Annotated in this window: 21 protein-coding genes and 1 pseudogene; 1 reads left to right on the top strand and 21 read right to left on the bottom strand. The window is 49.1% G+C overall.

Translation table 11 applies throughout. From position 1 onward, the window contains the following. Positions 1-7: 7 nt before the first annotated feature. The 6 genes from ACKTSG_RS08005 to ACKTSG_RS07980 all read right to left on the bottom strand — a co-directional run bounded on the left by ACKTSG_RS08005 (position 8) and on the right by ACKTSG_RS07980 (position 3,766). The gene (locus ACKTSG_RS08005) at positions 8-550 is read right to left on the bottom strand and encodes a non-canonical purine NTP pyrophosphatase (protein ID WP_407893657.1); all 543 of its coding nucleotides are present in this window, start codon (positions 548-550) and stop codon (positions 8-10) included. Then, positions 547-1,806: a bifunctional folylpolyglutamate synthase/dihydrofolate synthase gene (locus ACKTSG_RS08000; RefSeq protein WP_407893655.1), complete on the bottom strand. Its 1,260-nt coding sequence runs from the start codon at positions 1,804-1,806 to the stop codon at positions 547-549. The genes ACKTSG_RS08005 and ACKTSG_RS08000 overlap by 4 nt, the downstream gene beginning before the upstream one ends. After that, a complete protein-coding gene (gene folE / locus ACKTSG_RS07995; RefSeq protein ID WP_407893653.1) occupies positions 1,793-2,368 on the bottom strand; it encodes a GTP cyclohydrolase I FolE in 576 nt (191 codons plus the stop codon). The genes ACKTSG_RS08000 and folE overlap by 14 nt, the downstream gene beginning before the upstream one ends. Then, complete coding sequence (gene folK, locus ACKTSG_RS07990; protein ID WP_407893651.1) at positions 2,368-2,859, bottom strand: 2-amino-4-hydroxy-6-hydroxymethyldihydropteridine diphosphokinase; 492 nt, start codon at positions 2,857-2,859, stop codon at positions 2,368-2,370. The genes folE and folK overlap by 1 nt, the downstream gene beginning before the upstream one ends. Continuing rightward, a complete protein-coding gene (gene folB / locus ACKTSG_RS07985) occupies positions 2,852-3,208 on the bottom strand; it encodes a dihydroneopterin aldolase (RefSeq protein ID WP_407893649.1) in 357 nt (118 codons plus the stop codon). The genes folK and folB overlap by 8 nt, the downstream gene beginning before the upstream one ends. A gap of 102 nt (positions 3,209-3,310) precedes the next feature. Then, positions 3,311-3,766 (bottom strand): GNAT family N-acetyltransferase, encoded by a 456-nt coding sequence (locus tag ACKTSG_RS07980; RefSeq protein ID WP_407893647.1) that lies wholly within the window; start codon positions 3,764-3,766, stop codon positions 3,311-3,313. Between the two features lie 100 nt (positions 3,767-3,866). On the opposite strand from ACKTSG_RS07980, the gene ACKTSG_RS07975 reads away from it, so the two are divergent. Beyond that, positions 3,867-4,037 carry an SPJ_0845 family protein gene (locus ACKTSG_RS07975; RefSeq protein ID WP_407893645.1) on the top strand — a complete coding sequence of 57 codons (171 nt, stop codon included), beginning with the start codon at positions 3,867-3,869 and terminating at the stop codon, positions 4,035-4,037. Between the two features lie 96 nt (positions 4,038-4,133). Here ACKTSG_RS07975 and ACKTSG_RS07970 read toward each other — a convergent pair whose 3' ends face one another. The 15 genes and pseudogenes from ACKTSG_RS07970 to ACKTSG_RS07900 all read right to left on the bottom strand — a co-directional run. After that, complete coding sequence (locus ACKTSG_RS07970; protein WP_407893643.1) at positions 4,134-4,421, bottom strand: nucleoside triphosphate pyrophosphohydrolase family protein; 288 nt, start codon at positions 4,419-4,421, stop codon at positions 4,134-4,136. Further along, a complete protein-coding gene (yihA, locus tag ACKTSG_RS07965) occupies positions 4,421-5,020 on the bottom strand; it encodes a ribosome biogenesis GTP-binding protein YihA/YsxC (protein WP_407893642.1) in 600 nt (199 codons plus the stop codon). Before yihA ends, ACKTSG_RS07970 begins: the two co-directional genes overlap by 1 nt. Before the next feature lie 141 nt (positions 5,021-5,161). Beyond that, the gene (gene clpX, locus ACKTSG_RS07960) at positions 5,162-6,415 is read right to left on the bottom strand and encodes an ATP-dependent Clp protease ATP-binding subunit ClpX (protein WP_407893640.1); all 1,254 of its coding nucleotides are present in this window, start codon (positions 6,413-6,415) and stop codon (positions 5,162-5,164) included. Positions 6,416-6,574: 159 nt separating this feature from the next. Then, a complete protein-coding gene (locus ACKTSG_RS07955; protein WP_407893638.1) occupies positions 6,575-7,558 on the bottom strand; it encodes a choloylglycine hydrolase family protein in 984 nt (327 codons plus the stop codon). Positions 7,559-7,720: 162 nt separating this feature from the next. Beyond that, a complete protein-coding gene (locus ACKTSG_RS07950; RefSeq protein WP_407893637.1) occupies positions 7,721-8,905 on the bottom strand; it encodes an RNA-guided endonuclease InsQ/TnpB family protein in 1,185 nt (394 codons plus the stop codon). A 310-nt stretch (positions 8,906-9,215) separates the two neighbouring features. After that, a complete protein-coding gene (locus ACKTSG_RS07945) occupies positions 9,216-10,565 on the bottom strand; it encodes a DUF4179 domain-containing protein (protein ID WP_407893635.1) in 1,350 nt (449 codons plus the stop codon). Beyond that, complete coding sequence (locus tag ACKTSG_RS07940; RefSeq protein WP_407893633.1) at positions 10,555-11,073, bottom strand: sigma-70 family RNA polymerase sigma factor; 519 nt, start codon at positions 11,071-11,073, stop codon at positions 10,555-10,557. The genes ACKTSG_RS07945 and ACKTSG_RS07940 overlap by 11 nt, the downstream gene beginning before the upstream one ends. A 98-nt stretch (positions 11,074-11,171) precedes the next feature. After that, positions 11,172-11,687 carry a DUF805 domain-containing protein gene (locus ACKTSG_RS07935; RefSeq protein ID WP_407893631.1) on the bottom strand — a complete coding sequence of 172 codons (516 nt, stop codon included), beginning with the start codon at positions 11,685-11,687 and terminating at the stop codon, positions 11,172-11,174. A 61-nt stretch (positions 11,688-11,748) separates the two neighbouring features. After that, the gene (locus ACKTSG_RS07930) at positions 11,749-12,687 is read right to left on the bottom strand and encodes a DMT family transporter (RefSeq protein ID WP_407893629.1); all 939 of its coding nucleotides are present in this window, start codon (positions 12,685-12,687) and stop codon (positions 11,749-11,751) included. Position 12,688: 1 nt separating this feature from the next. Next, positions 12,689-13,531 (bottom strand): aldo/keto reductase, encoded by an 843-nt coding sequence (locus ACKTSG_RS07925; RefSeq protein WP_407893627.1) that lies wholly within the window; start codon positions 13,529-13,531, stop codon positions 12,689-12,691. Between the two features lie 119 nt (positions 13,532-13,650). Then, positions 13,651-14,520, bottom strand: a complete 870-nt coding sequence (locus tag ACKTSG_RS07920) for an ROK family protein (protein WP_407893625.1) — start codon at positions 14,518-14,520, stop codon at positions 13,651-13,653. 127 nt (positions 14,521-14,647) lie between these two features. After that, a complete protein-coding gene (locus tag ACKTSG_RS07915) occupies positions 14,648-15,373 on the bottom strand; it encodes a GntR family transcriptional regulator (RefSeq protein WP_407893623.1) in 726 nt (241 codons plus the stop codon). A gap of 62 nt (positions 15,374-15,435) precedes the next feature. Next, a complete protein-coding gene (locus tag ACKTSG_RS07910; protein ID WP_407893621.1) occupies positions 15,436-15,642 on the bottom strand; it encodes a hypothetical protein in 207 nt (68 codons plus the stop codon). 3 nt (positions 15,643-15,645) lie between these two features. Further along, positions 15,646-15,969 carry a PTS sugar transporter subunit IIB gene (locus tag ACKTSG_RS07905; protein WP_407893619.1) on the bottom strand — a complete coding sequence of 108 codons (324 nt, stop codon included), beginning with the start codon at positions 15,967-15,969 and terminating at the stop codon, positions 15,646-15,648. Beyond that, positions 15,969-17,252, bottom strand: a pseudogene (locus tag ACKTSG_RS07900) (PTS sugar transporter subunit IIC); the annotation flags it as partial. The gene ACKTSG_RS07905 and the pseudogene ACKTSG_RS07900, both read right to left, overlap by 1 nt. Positions 17,253-17,378 lie beyond the last annotated feature (126 nt).

The following is a 17,378-nucleotide window of genomic DNA, read 5'->3' as shown; positions in this document are numbered from 1 at the left end:
ATTGGGGTCAAGCAAATAGTTGTGCCATGGCCCGTTGCCTTGGCAAATAAGCCGTGCGAATCGCGACTGGCATTTGCGCCAACGTCATCGCTTCGCCATTTGGGATCAACACTTGATCAAAGCCAGTGCCATCTTGCCCTAAAGCGCTAGCCGCTAATGTAGCAGCCAATTGGCCAGTGGCACTTTGCACCCGGTTGCTGGGGCTGATCAATACCAATACTGAGCGCAAGATCACCGCTGTCTGCGCCGGCACTTTGGCCAATAAAGCCGCATTGGTGGCATGTCGCGGTAATTGTCTGGCGGTATGCACCCCAAATAACTCAGGATGGCCGCTGACAAACAACCCAGAATCATCCCCTAACACATAATCATCAGGATGGCTCGCATGCGCCGCTTGGGCTTTGGCAGTGGCGTTAGTCAACAAATCAGCATCGCCTTCTGGAGGCAAGACGTCCGTCAGTTGTTGTGCCGTGTGGCCGTAGCCTGCTAACAATTGGGCGATTTCGGCAAATTTACCGGCGTTATGCGTCGCCACTAAAAATTTCGTCAAGGCAATAGTCCTCCAATTAAATAAAATGAACCTGCCACCAACACCACATCCAAAGGCTTTGCTTTTGCCACTGCGGCATCTCGTCCTGCTTGAACATTGGCCACCAAAGTCGAATTTGGGATCAAGGTTTGCAACTTTGCCCCAGCCAGCGCGCGGGTGGGATGATCTGGGGTCGTGACCCAAATTTCATCGGCAGTTTGCGCCGCTTGCGCCAATTGGTCGACGGCTTTATCTTTCAAAAACCCTGCCACTAACAATAACCGCCCATTTTGTGGTAACAACTGGCGAATTTGGGCCAACACTTGAGCAAAAGCATCCGGATTATGCCCAGCGTCAACCACCACTGTCGGGTCATGTTGGATCACTTGCATTCGCCCAGGCAATTGCACTTGAGCCAGCGCTTGATACACTGGGGCCAAGTCAGACAACACGTGGCTGGCAACTAGCCAACGACCCGCAGCGATCGCCGTTTGGGCATTGGCCAATTGAAAGCCGCCTAGCATGCGAACCGTCACGGTTTGCCCATCAGCTAACTGGGCAGTAGTCCCACGCCAAGTCGTGTACCTAGGCGTCAACACCACGTCACTGGCATCAAGGCAACCTGCAGCATGATGGGCTTTTGCGGTTTGTTTGATCACGGCCAAAGCTTGAGGCGTTTGGTGTGAGGCGATCACCACTTGGGTGCCAGGTTTGATGATCTGGGCTTTATTTTCAGCGATTTTTTCAATGGTATCGCCTAAAATCGCCGTGTGATCTAAGGCGATATGGGTAAATACCGCCAAGTCTGGTGCGGAAATGGCGTTAGTGGCATCAGTGGCGCCACCTAGTCCCGCTTCTAATACCACCCAATCACAATGCTGGTCGGCAAACCACCAAAGCGTCACCAACACATCCCATTCAAAATCCGTGAACGCCGCCGCGTCAAGGTGGGCTTGAGCCATGATCTGCCGCATGCCGGCACAATATTGATCTGCTGAAATACTACGGGAGCCGATCATCGTTTGATCGCGTTCATCATGGATCGCTGGCGAAGCGAAGTGTCCAACGACATGCCCAGCATTGCGCAGCGCTTGGGCCAAGAATGCGCCGGTGGAGCCTTTGCCATTGGTGCCTGCGATATGGATCACGTGAAACTGTTGGTCAATATCGCTAAGTTGGTGCAACACGGTTGCCAACGCGACCACGCGACTAGGATCACCTGCCAGCATGCGGTGATCCATTTGTCCTCGCAAGGTTTGATAATCAGCAATCGGCATTGTGGTTTCTGGCCTCCTGTTGGAATTCTTGGCGCAAGGCTAAGTCCGTTTTAAACACGCCGGTATAACGTGACGTATACGTGAACAAGTCCCCGCGATTGATCCCGCGCATTTCCATACACATGTGCCGAGCCACCACAGAAACTGCAATGCCTTTGGGATCAAGCACCTGTTGGAGCTGATCGGCAATGCTGGTGGTCAACACTTCTTGAACACTTGGCCGCCGCGCGACAAAATCCACCAAGCGCCCAAGTTTGCTTAAACCGATGATGCGCTTGTGGCTGGGCATATAGCCGATGGTCACATGGCCAAAAAACGGCAACAGGTGATGTTCACACATTGAGTAAAACGGGATCTGTTGCACCATCACCAACCCAGGGTCTTCAGTGGTTTCAAAGACTTTATAATCTTTAAATTCTGCTGGTCGATCCAATGAGCCAAAAACTTCTTGGTACATGCGTGCGACGCGTTGCGGCGTTTCTAGCAAGCCAGGGCGACTGGTGTCTTCTCCAACAGCGGCTAACAATTCACGTACCGCATTTTCAATTCGTTGTTGATCCATCAAAGTTCTTCTTTCTCTTGAGAATATGGGCGCACCCAATTATGGTCGAGCGTGTGCATCAATAATTCAGCGATCCAAGCGGCCCGATCGGCGCTGATCACTTCTAGAAGCGGCACCAACACAAAGCGCCGGTTGGCCAATTGCGGGTGCGGCAAAGTCAATTCCGGTGCGTCCAAGTGCACCTCACCATAAAGCAATAAGTCCAAATCGACGCTGCGCGGTCCCCAACGCACGATGCGTTGGCGATGGAGCGCTGATTCGATATCATGCATGCGCTGCAGTAACGCTTGCGGCGATAATTGCGTGTCAACCACCACGACTTGATTTAAATAATCGCCTTGAGGGACATCGCCCACCGGTTGGGTCTCATACACCAACGATTGGCGAACGACTTGGATCTGCGGCGTTTGTGCCAGCAAGCTGACAGCTTGGTGCAAATGATGTAACCGATCGCCGAGATTTGCGCCTAAGCCGATATACGCTTCAGTCATTGGTTGAAACCTCGATTTCTACCGCATCAAAAATACCGGCGATCGGCACCGCGCCTTTGCGAATGGTCAAGGTGATGCCAGAAACGTCAAATTGCGCAGTCAAATGCTTCAACAGCTGATTGGCCAACATTTCGATCAGTTGATAATCATGGGTCGTCACAAAGTCATTGATGCTTTGATACACGGCCCCATAATCGATAGTTTCGTTGAGATCATCATGTAACACTTGCGACTCGATCGGCAAGCGCAGCTCGATATCCACTTGCAGGCGCTGGCCGAGTTTTTGTTCTTCGGCAAACACCCCATTGTACGTATGAAATTGCATATTCTTGATCCGGATCGCGCCCATTTTCGTCCTCCGCTAATGTAATGGGTCTATTATACCGTGGATGACTGCAGTGGACTAGCACTATCCGTCATGTAAACGTTCTCCTTTTAAGCAATGTTCGGCTTACAAGTTGTGGTGGTAATGCAACCAGCCAGTTTCGCGTTGGCCGACTTGATCATACAAGTGCTGAGCCGCTGTATTGCTGGTGCGGGTCATCCAAGTCACGCTGGTTGCGCCTTGCGCATTCGCCCAAGCAAAGGTCGCTTGCATCAATTGCCGTGCGATCCCTAAGCGCCGCGCTGACGCCTCGACATACAAGTCATTAAGATCCACGACTGGCGTTAAGTTGCGCTTGTCAAAGCGATAATATAAAAAAGCAAACCCGACTACCGCGTCATCTTGCAAGGCGACAAGTAACCCACCGATATGATTGTGCGGTGCGATCAAAGCCGTCAGATGGCGTTTAAGCAACACGTGATCAGGCACATGGGGCACCGGACTGCTAGCGTAATAACCGTCGATCAAAGGCAACAACGCCTCAATATCACTGGTTTTGGCTTCTCGAATTGAAATCGTCATGTTGATCCCTCCATCAGTTTTCGCCAGCGTACCACAGGTTCAGCGTTTTTGCCACTGACGCGCTTGCGTGCTATACTGACTAAAAACAGGAGGTGTCAACATGGCACTGCATATCAACGCCCAAAATGATCTCAATGAAATGTTCGACAAGTTTGCCACCATGCCTAAAGAACGCGACAAACAAACCAGCGTCCCGATCACTGATGACCCCAAGAAAAAAGCTGATCAAGCCGCTGCCAAAGGCGACACAGAACCTAAAACCAGCAAATGATCGCACGGACCGTTTGGCATCACGCCAAGCGGTTTTTTGGTGCCACAAAAAAACAGATCACCGAAATCGGCGATCTGCTGGATGAATCATTTGTGATCAATGACGTTGTGGGTACATTTTGGCCAAAGTCTCTAAGTTAGTTTTGGCCACATCATCTAAATCGATATTGGCCCATAAGGCGATTTGTGACAGATACCACAGCACATCGCCCATTTTCTTTTCTAAGGCATCATGATCCAAATCGGCGCCTTGAAAGGTGTACTTCTTGATTTGGCTGACCACCAAACCAGAATCAGAGGCCAAGCCTAACGCCAAATTGGTCAACACATGTTCGTTGCCAGCAAGCGTCTTGTTGGCTTCTTTTTGATAATCGTTTAACTCCACTAGTCTGCCTCCGTGATCCCTGCAGTTTGCTCCAACCATTGCCACACTTGCGGCTTGCCTTCACCAGTTTCAGCAGAAAACAAGATCAAGTCATCGGTTTGGTTCAAATCAAGGGTTTGTTTGATGTTGCGGATCACTTGATTGCGCTTGGCGCGGCTGGTTTTATCGACTTTGGTCCCGACCACCAGCGTTTTGATGTGGAAATATTTTAAGTACTGATACATCGACACATCGTCATCGCTAGGTTGATGCCGGGCATCGACTAACAATACGGCACCGCGTAGTTGCTTGCGCGAAGTGAGATACTCTTCGATCATCGCCGCAAACTTGACGCGATCGGCTTTGGACACTTTAGCAAACCCATAACCTGGCACGTCGACGAAATACAACATGTCTTCAAGAATATAAAAATTCAGCGTTTGCGTCTTGCCTGGCACACTGGAAGTCCGCGCCATGGCTTTGCGATCGATCAAACGGTTGATCAAACTGGACTTGCCGACATTACTACGCCCAACAAAAGCGATCTCCGGAAAACCGGTATCTGGGTACTGCTTGGCACTGACCGCAGAAATGGTCAAGTCAACGTTGTGGATCTTCATCTTATCGGATCCCTCCTTATCTAACTCAAATAGTGTATCACGAAATTCTCAAGACCCCTATTACAAATCCACAACGATTTGCCTTTGGCGAACTTGATCCACATAAAAAAGAGCTGAGGTTTCGCCTCAACTCCTTTTCACTTACGATGCTTCGCGAGAATCATTGACCACCAATTCTGGTTTGCCTTTGCCTTCAACAGCGGCCTTGGTCACAATGGCCTTGGTCACTTCTGGACGACTTGGCAGATCAAACATCAAGTCTTGCATGACCGCTTCAATGATCGAACGCAACCCACGCGCCCCGGTATCGCGCACGATGGCTTTATGCGCGATCGCATGCAAGGCTGGGTTGGTGAATTCCAATTCGGTATGATCCAAACTGAGCAGCTTTTGATATTGCTTGACCAAAGCATTCTTTGGTTCCGTTAAAATATGGACCAAATCATCTTCAGTCAGCTTTTCAAGTGCCGCAATGATCGGGATACGACCGATGAATTCTGGAATGATCCCAAACTTCATCAAATCTTCTGGCACGATTTGTTGCATCACCGACTTGTCTGGGTCATAACCAGCTTCTGGTGCCGAAGCGCCAAAGCCAATGGTTTTATCGCCCATGCGGTTTTTGACGATGGTTTCGATCCCGTCAAAAGCGCCGCCGACAATGAACAAAATGTTCGTGGTGTCGATTTGGATGAATTCTTGTTGGGGATGCTTACGTCCGCCCTGCGGTGGCACATTGGCAATGGTGCCTTCCAAGATCTTCAGCAAGGCTTGTTGGACGCCTTCGCCAGAAACATCACGGGTGATCGAAACATTCTCAGATTTCTTGGCGATCTTATCGATTTCATCGATATAGATGATGCCTTTTTGCGCGCGTTCAACATCATAATCAGCTGCTTGCAGTAACTTCAGTAAAATGTTTTCCACGTCTTCGCCGACATAACCGGCTTCAGTCAACGTGGTGGCATCGGCAATGGCAAATGGCACATTCAAAATGCGCGCCAAAGACTGAGCCAAGAAAGTCTTCCCGGAACCAGTTGGGCCGATCAAGGCGATGTTGGACTTTTGCAATTCCGTATCGTCTTTGTCAGCGACTTCCATTTGGTTGACGCGCTTGTAGTGGTTATACACTGCCACGGCCAAGGCGCGCTTGGCGTTATCTTGGCCGATCACATAGTCATTTAAGATCTTTAAGATCTCAATTGGCTTTGGTACTTCTAATAGATTCTGGTAGGCATCTTCTTTGAACTCTTCATCGATAATCTGTTTACATAACTCAATGCATTCGTTACAAATATATACGCCAGGGCCAGCAACGATCTTCTTCACTTGATCTTGGGATTTCCCACAAAAACTGCAGGTAACCGGACCCGTGGTTTCAACGTTGTCAAACATTGTCTTCAACCCCTTCTTGATAAGTCAATCATACCAAAACAGACCGCGCCTGCATAGTGATTGGACTGGTCTAGCCTAACATAGTGATAAAAGTGTTGCAACGCCATGGGACTTTCTTTTTGCAAGTCAGAAAAAGCCAATGATTCCGGCAGTTTAAAACTAGTTCAAAACTTGGATCTGCTGAGCTTGCGCCACTGGATATTCATGCGCCACCTGGTCATTCAGCAAGGCTTGGGTCAACCTGATTTGGTAGATCGTTTGATCTTGATAAGGCTGAAAATAATAATGCCCACTAGTCAAGCACATGTAGCCGCGGTATTGGGTATAGTCACTGCCACCATTGGCCATGAGCTTTTCGCCTTTAGGAATATTGACACTGGCACTGAGATGGCTCAAGGTGTTGACCACATTGGCTTCACCAGAGATTTTCTCGGCATTTTGGCGCAAGTACGCCATGCGCACAAAGCGTGACGGTGACGTGTAATCGCCTGGCAAGCCAACTGCGCCAGTGCCGGCGCCAAAGCCTTTGGCCGCGAGATCACCAAACTGGCTTTGTGGTTGGATGGTGGCTTGCAAATGCGGATATTGATTCAAATTCAGCAAATGCCATGGAAATTGCGGCGAATTCGTCATCACGCCAGCCGGATCGTCGAAATATTCTAGCCCCTTGCCAGTTTGCTCCAACACGATCATGGCGCCGGTTTTATCTGCCACGACCCAATGCAACGGCACCACGATTTTCATGAAGGGATTTGGCGAAGCCACCACGTTTAAGGTGGCAACCGCTGCTTTCAGTTCTGCAACAGTGGCAAAATGTCCCAATAAATACGGCACCACTTCAGGACTGGCCAAATTCGTGTCACCCGCTAGCGATTCATCGGAATAATGGGATTCTTCCAAGTACAAGGTGGCAGCCCCTAACCCGGCTTCATTGACGCCATCGACGACAAAATAGCCGCCTAGATCGCGGCCAGTGCCAGCAAACCCGTAGTCGCCTGCAAAGCCATCAGGCGTCACCGTTGAATCAAAGTGATAGTGTCTGGGGATCACGACTGGTCGCCCACCTAGTTGCGCTTCAAAATCCATCGTTCGAGATAAATACCAATTTTTGTCTGCATCTTCATAAGTAAAACTTGTACACATTGCCACCACTGCTATATAAAATGTGGAAGAATGTCTAATGACACTAGCAAAGGATCATATATTTCCTTTCTTAGTTGTACATTCATGATTTCATTTGGTCCCGTTAACACCAGTATTCTTACATCGGTATACACCTCGCAACATTGACTGGCTCTTGAACCTTTAGGACATAGCCTGCCCCTGAGCATATTGAATCAAATTTTGTACGGCGTTTTCGTCGCGCTCAAGTTGAGCGCCGCACCCGTAACAATGAAACTCGTGATGTTTCGTCCCGTGAAGCGTATTACCCGCCAGCGTCAGTTTATCATCGCCTATCTTCACCAAGGCGCAGCGACTACATCGCTGTGTGCTCGGAAAGAAACGATCGACTATTACCAATTGACGTCCATATAATTGTGACTTATCTTTCATCAGTACCTTGAAGCGACCGAACAACGAGCGATGTAACTTCTTCGCTAGTCGCTTGTTCATCTTCATGTGCTTGACATCCAAGTCTTCAATCGCAATCGTACCGTTAGTTTTCACCAACAGCGTCGTAAACTTTTGCAAAAGGTCATTTTGAATCCGAGTCACTTTCTGGTAGGTCCGCTGTAACTTGATTTTCGTTATGCGGTAATTATTTGAGTGATAGTGATTTGGATTAGCGTGACGCTTTCGGGAAAGCCGCCTCTGGTACAGCGATACACGGTTATACAAACTAATAAGTTGCTCAGTCAATACGCGAATGGCCGACATTGCTTTGCCATCGTTAAAAACGAATTTACCGATATTGGCATCAATACCACAAATCCGCTGGTTTTCAGGCAACGGATCAGGCTCTGCAATCTCGATGCTAAGGCAAGCGTAATAGCCATCTGCTTCTTTGACGATTGAAGCCAGCTTGACATAGCCTGGCCAGCGTGGCGTTTCAGCCAAACGAATGTCATACCATCGATCACGATAGCCACTGGGTTTATCCAGCCGCAATTTACCATTCACGATGGTTGCTCTGTCTGTTTTGAAGGCTTTACGGTTACGCTTTTTCGACTTGAAGCGAGGCTTACAATGGTCTGGCATTTCCGGGTTGAAGAAATTCGCCCACGCTTGAGCTAAATCGTGTACTGCCAATTGCAAGATCCGCGCCGAACGGCCATATTGCCAATCCGCTTTGTTGGCAACTAACTCATCTCGCACCTTGCGTTCATTTGGCCGTGCCGTCTTATCTGCCAATACCAATGAAGCATCATACATTTCGTTCCAAGTCGCAAGCGCTTGGTTGTAACAATAGCGTCGGTAATCGCAGGCTTGAGCTAATGCTCGGCGCATCGTCGCATTTGGGTAGCAGCGGATCTTGTGTGTTCTCAACATATTTTCACCTCCATTTCGCTTATGAACAGCATAGCAAATGAAGATGAAATTGCATTGTCAAGACAAGATGAAAACCGCCACCCTGTCACCATGCATCAGTCAGCAATTTTTCACGAGTTTGTCATCTTGTAGTACTTCGTCATTCTGCCTTCCACTTGATTACTGCAGGTCGACGAAATGCTACAAATTGACACATTGTGCTACATTTTTAGTTACTGTTGATGACCTCCTGTCTCGTCCTTTCAGTATAGCGCCGATCAGTCGCCACGGGTAAGTAAAAAAGTCGCTGAACTGATCAGCGACTGAAAGTTTATCGGTTGGCTAGGGTGACCTTTGGCAATGTTTGAGATTTTTCAAAGGCGATCGGCACCACCAATGCCAATTCATCTAAAGCGTGGTTTTTAAATGGGGTGGCGGTTAAATCAACTTTGGCCATAAAGCGGTGTTGCCCTTGTGACCAAAACACCAGCGGCGCGATCATATTCACGCCAATGCCTTTGGCGTTATAGTCATTTGCGAGTTGTTTTTCGGCGTGGTCATCTACTAGGCGCAGCCACATACCATAATGTAACAGATGATCTTGCAGATCACGATCTGAGGCCTTGATCCCTGTTAACGAAAAGTTGAACGTCAATTGCTGATCGGTCAAAGTGGCAGGCTGGAAGCGATACACAACTGGGCGATCGGCGATCGGCAATTCAGCTGGCAATGCGGACAGCCGATACTGTTTTGGTTGAGCGACATCAGTGAGTACTGGGGTGAACGAGAGTTTAGCAATATGCTTGGGAAAAGCTTTGGTGCGGTAGGTCAAAGTTTGAGTCAAGCCGATCTGCGTTTTGTCGTTGGCGCGGCCGAGTAAATAATTTTGATCGCTACCATTGACCCGCAAGTTTCCAATATTCACCCGATATTGTGTCATCTGCTTAGGCAACGTCACTTGTAGCTTCAATAAGCCGGTGCCGCCGTCGTAGTTTTTGGCTGATAACACCTTGAAGTGATACCCGCCTGCTTGCGACTGACCGCTTAACGCCACTTTGGTCGCTTGGCTTGCGGTGAGTTGCAAATTAAAATGCAGGTGCATTTTGGTACCAAGCATTTCAGTAAACACCAACGGCAGCGCCAAGTGTTTGCCAGAAGCCAAGTGATCCACTTCGCCTAACACCATGAAAGAATAGGTCCCGCCGCTTTTGTTTTTCCAACTGGCGCGATTCATGTGGATGTGCATATTGGGCTTGGCCAAATGATATTCCAAACCTGACCCTGCAGTGGTGTGATCAGGATCAATGCCTGACACCACGCCACTGACGGCGATGGTATGGCCTTGGACATAAGCGGATTTTAAGGTCATGGTCACGCCATGGTCAGTTTGCGTCAAGTTGACCCCTTGCAATTTCCCGGCTTTGGCCACGATCTTCGCTTCTGTGGAGCGAAACCACCACCCGATCACCGGCACCTTGGCTAACACTTGTTGCACCGGCTCAAGTGTCGCAGCACTGACACCAAACACGATCAACGCCACTGCCACGGTGCTGACGATCCAAGGCCACTTGCGCTTTTTAGGCTGAAAAGCGGCGGTGATCGTTTGCTTCGTTTGATCAGGATGTATCGGCTGGGCTTGTTGCAAGTTGTCGACCCAGCGTTGAAATTTGTCAGTTGGCAAAATAATCATCTCCTAACCACTGCTTGAGTTGCTGTTTCCCTCGAAGTAATTGCGATTTGATCGTATTAGGTGAAAGTTGTGTGACCTGGGCAATTTCCCAAATCGTCAGCCCGTGATAATAATGCATCAACAACACTTGGCGATTGGCATCATTGAGTTGCCGCAAACCGGCTAACAAGTCCAGCTTTTGCTCTGAAGTCAAGTCGCCACCTGCCACGGGTACGTCAGGGAGGTCGGCAACTAAGATCGGCTCAACGCGCTGTTGGGCGTAGCGTCGAAAACACTGCCGGATCAACAGCTTGGTCAACCAAGTGCGAAAATATTTTGGCTCTTTAAGGGTTTTGATACTGCGGATCGCCGCTAATGTCGTTTCGCTCAACACATCTTGAACTTCCTCGTCGCGGCTTAAGTACAAATAGGCCGTGCGTTCAAGATAGGCGGCATTTGCCAACAGAATTTGCTCTAGCGCTTTTTGGTCGCCTTTGATCGCGCGTTGAATCTCATCCACCAAGCCTCACCTCCCATACCTATTAGTGCGCCACGCTCGGTAAAAGGTTGCATCAATGCCAAAAAAATACCGCGACATGATGCTCGCGGTATTACCGGTTATTCAGCCAGCGGTTTTGACGGTAACACGCTGATCACAAAGCACGTGATCCCAACGGCAGCGGAGATGAACACTGCTTGATTAGAGTCGGCACCAAAAACGATCGACGCCGCCCCTTCGATCGCCAGCAAAATCACATAGACCCACCAAGGTACCCCAGCATCACGGAAGCGCCGAATGGTCAAACTCAAACTCGGCAATAAGATCGCTAAAACAAACAGCAGATAAACGCCAAGAAAGATCAATGGCGGGATCACACTTTTGCCACTGAGCTGACTGAGGTCATCGATTTTATCCCAGTTGACCAAACTCCCCACAGTGATCACGATCACTGCGATCATGACGATCAACGACAGTAGTGCATACCACAACATCCACCACCAATATTCGCGGCGCGTTGAACGCCCAGTGAAATTCACATAATTGCCAATAAATGCTCCGATGGCCCCAAACCCCTTGGCGCCATAGTACTTATTGCCTGTTGCTGCTGCAACTGACTCGGTTGCTTTTGCCATTTTCATCACCCTTTCATGCGTATTATCGCATGAATCATAAGAGCGTCAACTAACAGTTTTGTCATAACAGCCGAATGCAGGCCACGCCAAGGATCATCACGGCCAAGCCGATCAGTTGCAACCCAGTGACTGGGTTGCGCTCAGAGCCAAACCAGCCGAATTGGTCGATCGCCAAGCTCCCAGCCATTAAGCCTAATAACACGATCACGACAGCTAAGCCAGTGCCGATGGTCGGCGCCAAATAGGCATTGCCCAGCACAAAACAAGCGCCGATCAAGCCACCGATCCACATCCACCAGCGATGTTCACTTTTGGTTTCAGCGTAAGTGATATGCGGATGCAAGCCCGCAACGATCACCAATAACACCACCGTACCAATGGCAAAGCTGATAAAAGCTGACCGTTGCGCTGACCCTAACGCCACGCCTAAATGTCCGTTGACAGCCGTTTGGCTTGCAGACAACATGCCGGCGATCACACCCCAGCCACGCCACAACCACAATGTTGCGTCTGGCTTTGTGACAGGCACCCCGATGTCATGTTGCTGCGCAAAATACGCTGGCAGCCATACTGTGATCAAAACGCCGGCGATCACCAACAAGGCACCGATCACGCGCATCGCCGTCAAGGGATTTGGCGTGGTATCAAACCAGCCACCGTTATCGATCAACAAGCCCATCAAGATCTGCCCAAGAACTGGAAAAATCACCGTTTGCACCGCCCCAAGTTTGGGAAAGAGCAAAATGTTGGAGGTCAAATAGATCACCCCAAACACCCCACCTAGCCAGATCCACCAAGGTAATTGGCTCAGTGCAATCGCTGACGGCATGAGGCTTTGGCCTTGGAAGACCACCACCAATGCTAACCCGATTGTGCCAATGGCAAAACTGATCAAGCTCGACCAAAATGGCGAGCCAAAAGCTTCTTTTAAACGCGAATTCAGACTGGTTTGGATCGGCAAGCCAAAACCGATCACCAAGCCGATGAGAATAGGTACCATGCTAGTCTCCTAATTGGTTGAGTTGTTGCACCTCGGCGTCAGTCAACGTGATATTTTCAGCCGCCAAGTTTTGCCGCGCATGCTCCGCATTTTTCGTCCCTGGGATCGGCAAGATCACTGGGCTGCGTTGCAACAGCCAAGCCAACGCGATTTGCGCCGGTGCGGCATCATGGGCTTGCGCGATGGTGGACAACACGTCACCTTTCAACAAACGGCCAGTGGCTAATGGGAACCACGGAATGAAGGCCAAATGATTGGCCGTGGCATAATCCAACACGGCTTCATCCGCGCGATCGATCAAATTATAGCGATTTTGCACCGAAACGATCGGCGCGATTTTGGCCGCGGCTTTGATCTGATCCACAGTCACTTGCGACAAGCCGATCTGTTTGATCTTGCCTTCTTTTTGCATGTCAGCCAATACCCCGATTTGATCTTCAAGTGGGTAATTAGGGTCGATGCGATGCAGTTGCAACAAGTCGAGGTGATCAAGGCCTAAGGTAAACAAGTTCATTTCCACTTCTTGGCGCAAAAATTGTGGCGCGCCAAGCGGGACCCACTGATCTGGTCCTTGGCGGGTGAAACCGACTTTAGTGGCGACGGTCACTTTTGCGTGAGGCCGCTGACGCAAGGCATCGCGCAAATATAAGTTGGCATAAAACGGTCCATAAGAATCCGCCGTATCAATGAAGTTGACCCCGGCATCGATCGCAGCAACGATGACGTCACTGGCTGCTTTAGGATCGGCTGCCGGCCCCCAAACGCCTTTGCCAGGTAGTTGCATCGTCCCATAGCCTAAACGGTTGACAGTGGGACCATTCGTGAATGTAAATGTATTTGACATCTGATTGCTTCCTTTCTGAGCTTACATATTAACAGTAAGCCCTTCATTGCGTGCATTGTCAAGTTTCTCGCTTCTCGGCAAAAAAATACCTGGTCAGCATGCGACCAGATATCTCATCACTAATCAGATTGTTGTTCGAAATTGACCACGGCACCGCGCAGGTTTGCTTCACCCAGATACTCGCAAGGGACGACTTCTGGGGTGATGTCGCCGATCCCCACTTTGGCTTTCACTGCGTCAACTGCCGCGCGCACGCCTTCTAAGAACTTGGCGTTTTCACTGATGGCACCGCCGATCAAGATCCGCTCTGGGTCAAACGCATATTGTAAATTGAAGATCACTTTGCCCAAAACGGCTTCAGCGTCTGCCACTAACCGCATCGCTTCAGGGTCGCGCGCTTGGGCGCGATCAAACAACGTTTTGCCGTCAATATCCGCACCAGTGGCGGCATTGTAGCGCCGCGCCAAGTTCACTGGCGACACGATCTCACTTAAGGTGCCTTCTGGCCGCATCAACATATAGCCAAACTCGCCGCCGTATAAATGCGCGCCATGCCAAATGCGATCATTGATCACCACCGCGCCACCAACGCCAGTGCCGATCACCAAGAACAATAAGCTATGATGGCCGACCCCAGCCCCTGCAGCCAATTCGGCCAAAGCGGCACAGTTGGCATCATTTTCCAAGGTGACTGGCAAGCCGAACAAATCGACCAAGCGCGGTTGGATCTCAAAATTGTGAATGTACGGGATCGCGCTGGCACCTTCGATCACCCCAGTGGCTTGGTTGACGGAACCTGGCGAGGAAATCGCGACGCCGTCAACGTTGGCGTCACCTTGCACCGCTTTTGCGCCTGCTTTAAGGACCGCATAAAAATCATCCAAGTTATCCGGCGTTGGCCGACTTTGCACTGGGCCAAGATCATGCCCATCCCATAGTGAAAATTTAATACTGGTACCACCGATATCGATCGCGATCAATTGCGTCATATCAGAACCTCCCGCAAATTTTGTATTCGCCTTCATTTTACCACAAATAGCGTTTTCTTAAGCTAATTGACGTGGATTTGTGCCTACAACAATGAAAAAAGTTGCCGCCGTAGCCGCAACTTTCTCCTTAAAAATCATTCACATCGATCACCGTATAAGAGCGTTGATCAAAAACATTGCGACTGGTGGAGTATTCCACATTCTCGCCATTGGCCAACCATACCACTTGCTCGACTTCCAGCATCGGCGTGTGTTCGCCGGCATTCAAATATTGTTGATCTTGAGCCGTTGGTTCACTGGCATGGATCTTGCGATAAGCGCCACCAAACACCAGCTTCAAATCTTTGTGCATATACTCGTAGATCGATGCCGACAAAATCTCTTTGGTCAAATCCGGGACCAAGCGCACCAGCATGTATGTGTGTTCCAAAATAAACGGTTTGCCATTAAGCTTGCGAAGCCGCAAAATATCATACACTGGCTCGCTAGTTTTACAATCGAGCTTTTGCGCCACGTCTGCAGTGGGAAAGGCCAACTCAAAGCGCAACGGCACACTTTGAACATGTTCTGCCCCTTGTTGCGCCGACAAGCCATCAAAAGCATTGGCTGGCGAGTCATACGCGCCGCCTAAGGGGATCTTGCCTAACACGAATGTTCCTAAGCCGGATTTTTTGTAGATCAAGCCTTCTCGGGCCAAACCATCCAACGCCTTTTTGACGGTGATCATTGACACATCAAATTCTTCAGCAAATTGTTTTTGATCTGGGATCATGGTTTTTGGCGGATACACCCCAGACAAAATGCGTTCACGAATTTTGTCGGCGATCACTTGGTATTTTTTCATGCTAGCCACCTACATTCTCAAAAGTTCAATATAAGCTAATTGTAGCATGACATACCTCAAGCGGCGAAAGATTATGCCTTTAACTGCTTGACTACAGCTTCCGGAATTTCCAACGTCATCACAAATTCATCGCCGATTGCTAAGCTTTTGGGAAAACGTACCAAGTTACCGATCAAATAACCACGCGCTGTTTGCTGATGATCAGCCGTTACCGCCAAGCGCCCATCAGCCTCAAATTCACAAGCGAACTGACGCCCGTTGTCTTCAAATTCAACCATTGATCAGCCCTCCTTTAGCAATTCTTCGGCCGCCGCCAACACTTTGTCGCCTGCCATCATCCCATAATCTTGCATATTGATCACGGTCATCGGGATCTTGGCGGCATCGGTTTTAGCTTTGACGTCGCGTTGCATGTAAGCCACTTGAGGGCCGAGCATCAACACATCTGGATGGGTATTTTCCAGTTGGTTATCGATATCTGATACACTGGTCGCAAAGATCTGATAATCACGACCCAACTGCCTGGCCGCTGCTTGCATTTTCGTCACCAACAAACTCGTTGACATGCCTGCCGAACAGGCTAACATGATAATTTTTTCTGCCATTATTTAGCCTCCTGAGCTAATTCTGCGGCTTTTTGCGCTTCTTGTTTCAAAAGCAATTGATCATACTTCTTGGCAAATGGGAAATAGATCAACGTTGAGATCACCAAGGTACATGCTTGCCAAATCGCCATTTTCCAGCCGCCAATGAAGAATCCGGAAATGATGGCTGGTGTCGTCCAAGGGGCTGCGACCCCATTAAGCGGTGGCACGATGCCAAAGTAGATCACCAAATATGTGGTCAATGCGATCACCACCGGCGTTAAGAAGAACGGGATCGCCAAGAATGGATTCATGACCAACGGCAAGCCGAATAAGAACGGTTCATTGATATTAAAAATTGCTGGCACCAATTCGATTTTCCCTAAAGTTTTCATTTGCGTAGACTTAGCTGCAACCAGGGTGAAGATCACTAAGCCAATGGTGATCCCAGAGCCCGTCAAGTTGATGAAGTTGTTATAAAATTCATTGGTCACAATATGTGCGCCATTGGCTAAACTCAATCTGCCGGCATGGTACAAAGCAGCGTTAGCAGCAGTGTTTGGCATCAAGAAGACCCCAGCGATCGTCCCGACGATCAAGCCACCATGGACCCCAAAGAACCAGAAGAAAGATACCGCGAAGCCGATAATGATCGCCCCAAAGAGGGAATCGGACAGTCCTTGCATTGGCATTTCCAATAAAGTGTAAACATATTGAAGCAGATCGGTATTCATGAAAGCCTTAAAGCCGGCATAAACTAACATCGCGACGGCTAAAATCACCCCAGCTGGGATCATGGCCGTAAACTGTTTGGCCACAGAACTTGGTACTTGTTCTGGTAACGTGATCTTCCAGCCTTTTTTCAACATACTTGAGTAAGCCCAACCCGTCAACAAACCGACAATGATTGCGCCGACCATACCTTGACCGCCTAACCAGGTGATATTGAACACTCCAGTCACTGGGTTATTGACCAATGTTTGCAAAGCCTGTGGCAGTTTGTCAATATTTTCGGTGACCGCCTTTGCAGACAAATTGCCAGTACCGCTGGCCATAGCGGTTTTGAGTGGGTTGTCTGTTTGCATCAGTTGGATCAGCAAAAATGCGGATAAACTGGTGAGCCCAGCTGGTAAAGGTTCAAACCCTTCATTGCGAACATACACATAAGCCATGCCCACCACAGCCCAAAGTGATAATACCCCAAATGTTGCGGTATACGCTTGACTGAAAAATGCCCCCCAACCAGAATCATTTAAAAATTGGGCGACAGCTGGAATCGGAAAATTCGATAATATTAGAAAAACCCGCGTTTTACAATCAAGTTAGCCACTATCGTTAGCACTCAGACAAAATAAAAAACACCAAGTCGATACGACCTGTTATCATTAAAGTTCCTACACAATTAATGAAAGAGGTATTGTCTTGATGCA

It is taken from the genome of Lacticaseibacillus salsurae (assembly GCF_045862175.1).
GTDB classification, from domain to species: Bacteria; Bacillota; Bacilli; order Lactobacillales; family Lactobacillaceae; genus Lacticaseibacillus; species Lacticaseibacillus salsurae.
This window is presented reverse-complemented; position numbering and strand designations above follow the sequence as displayed.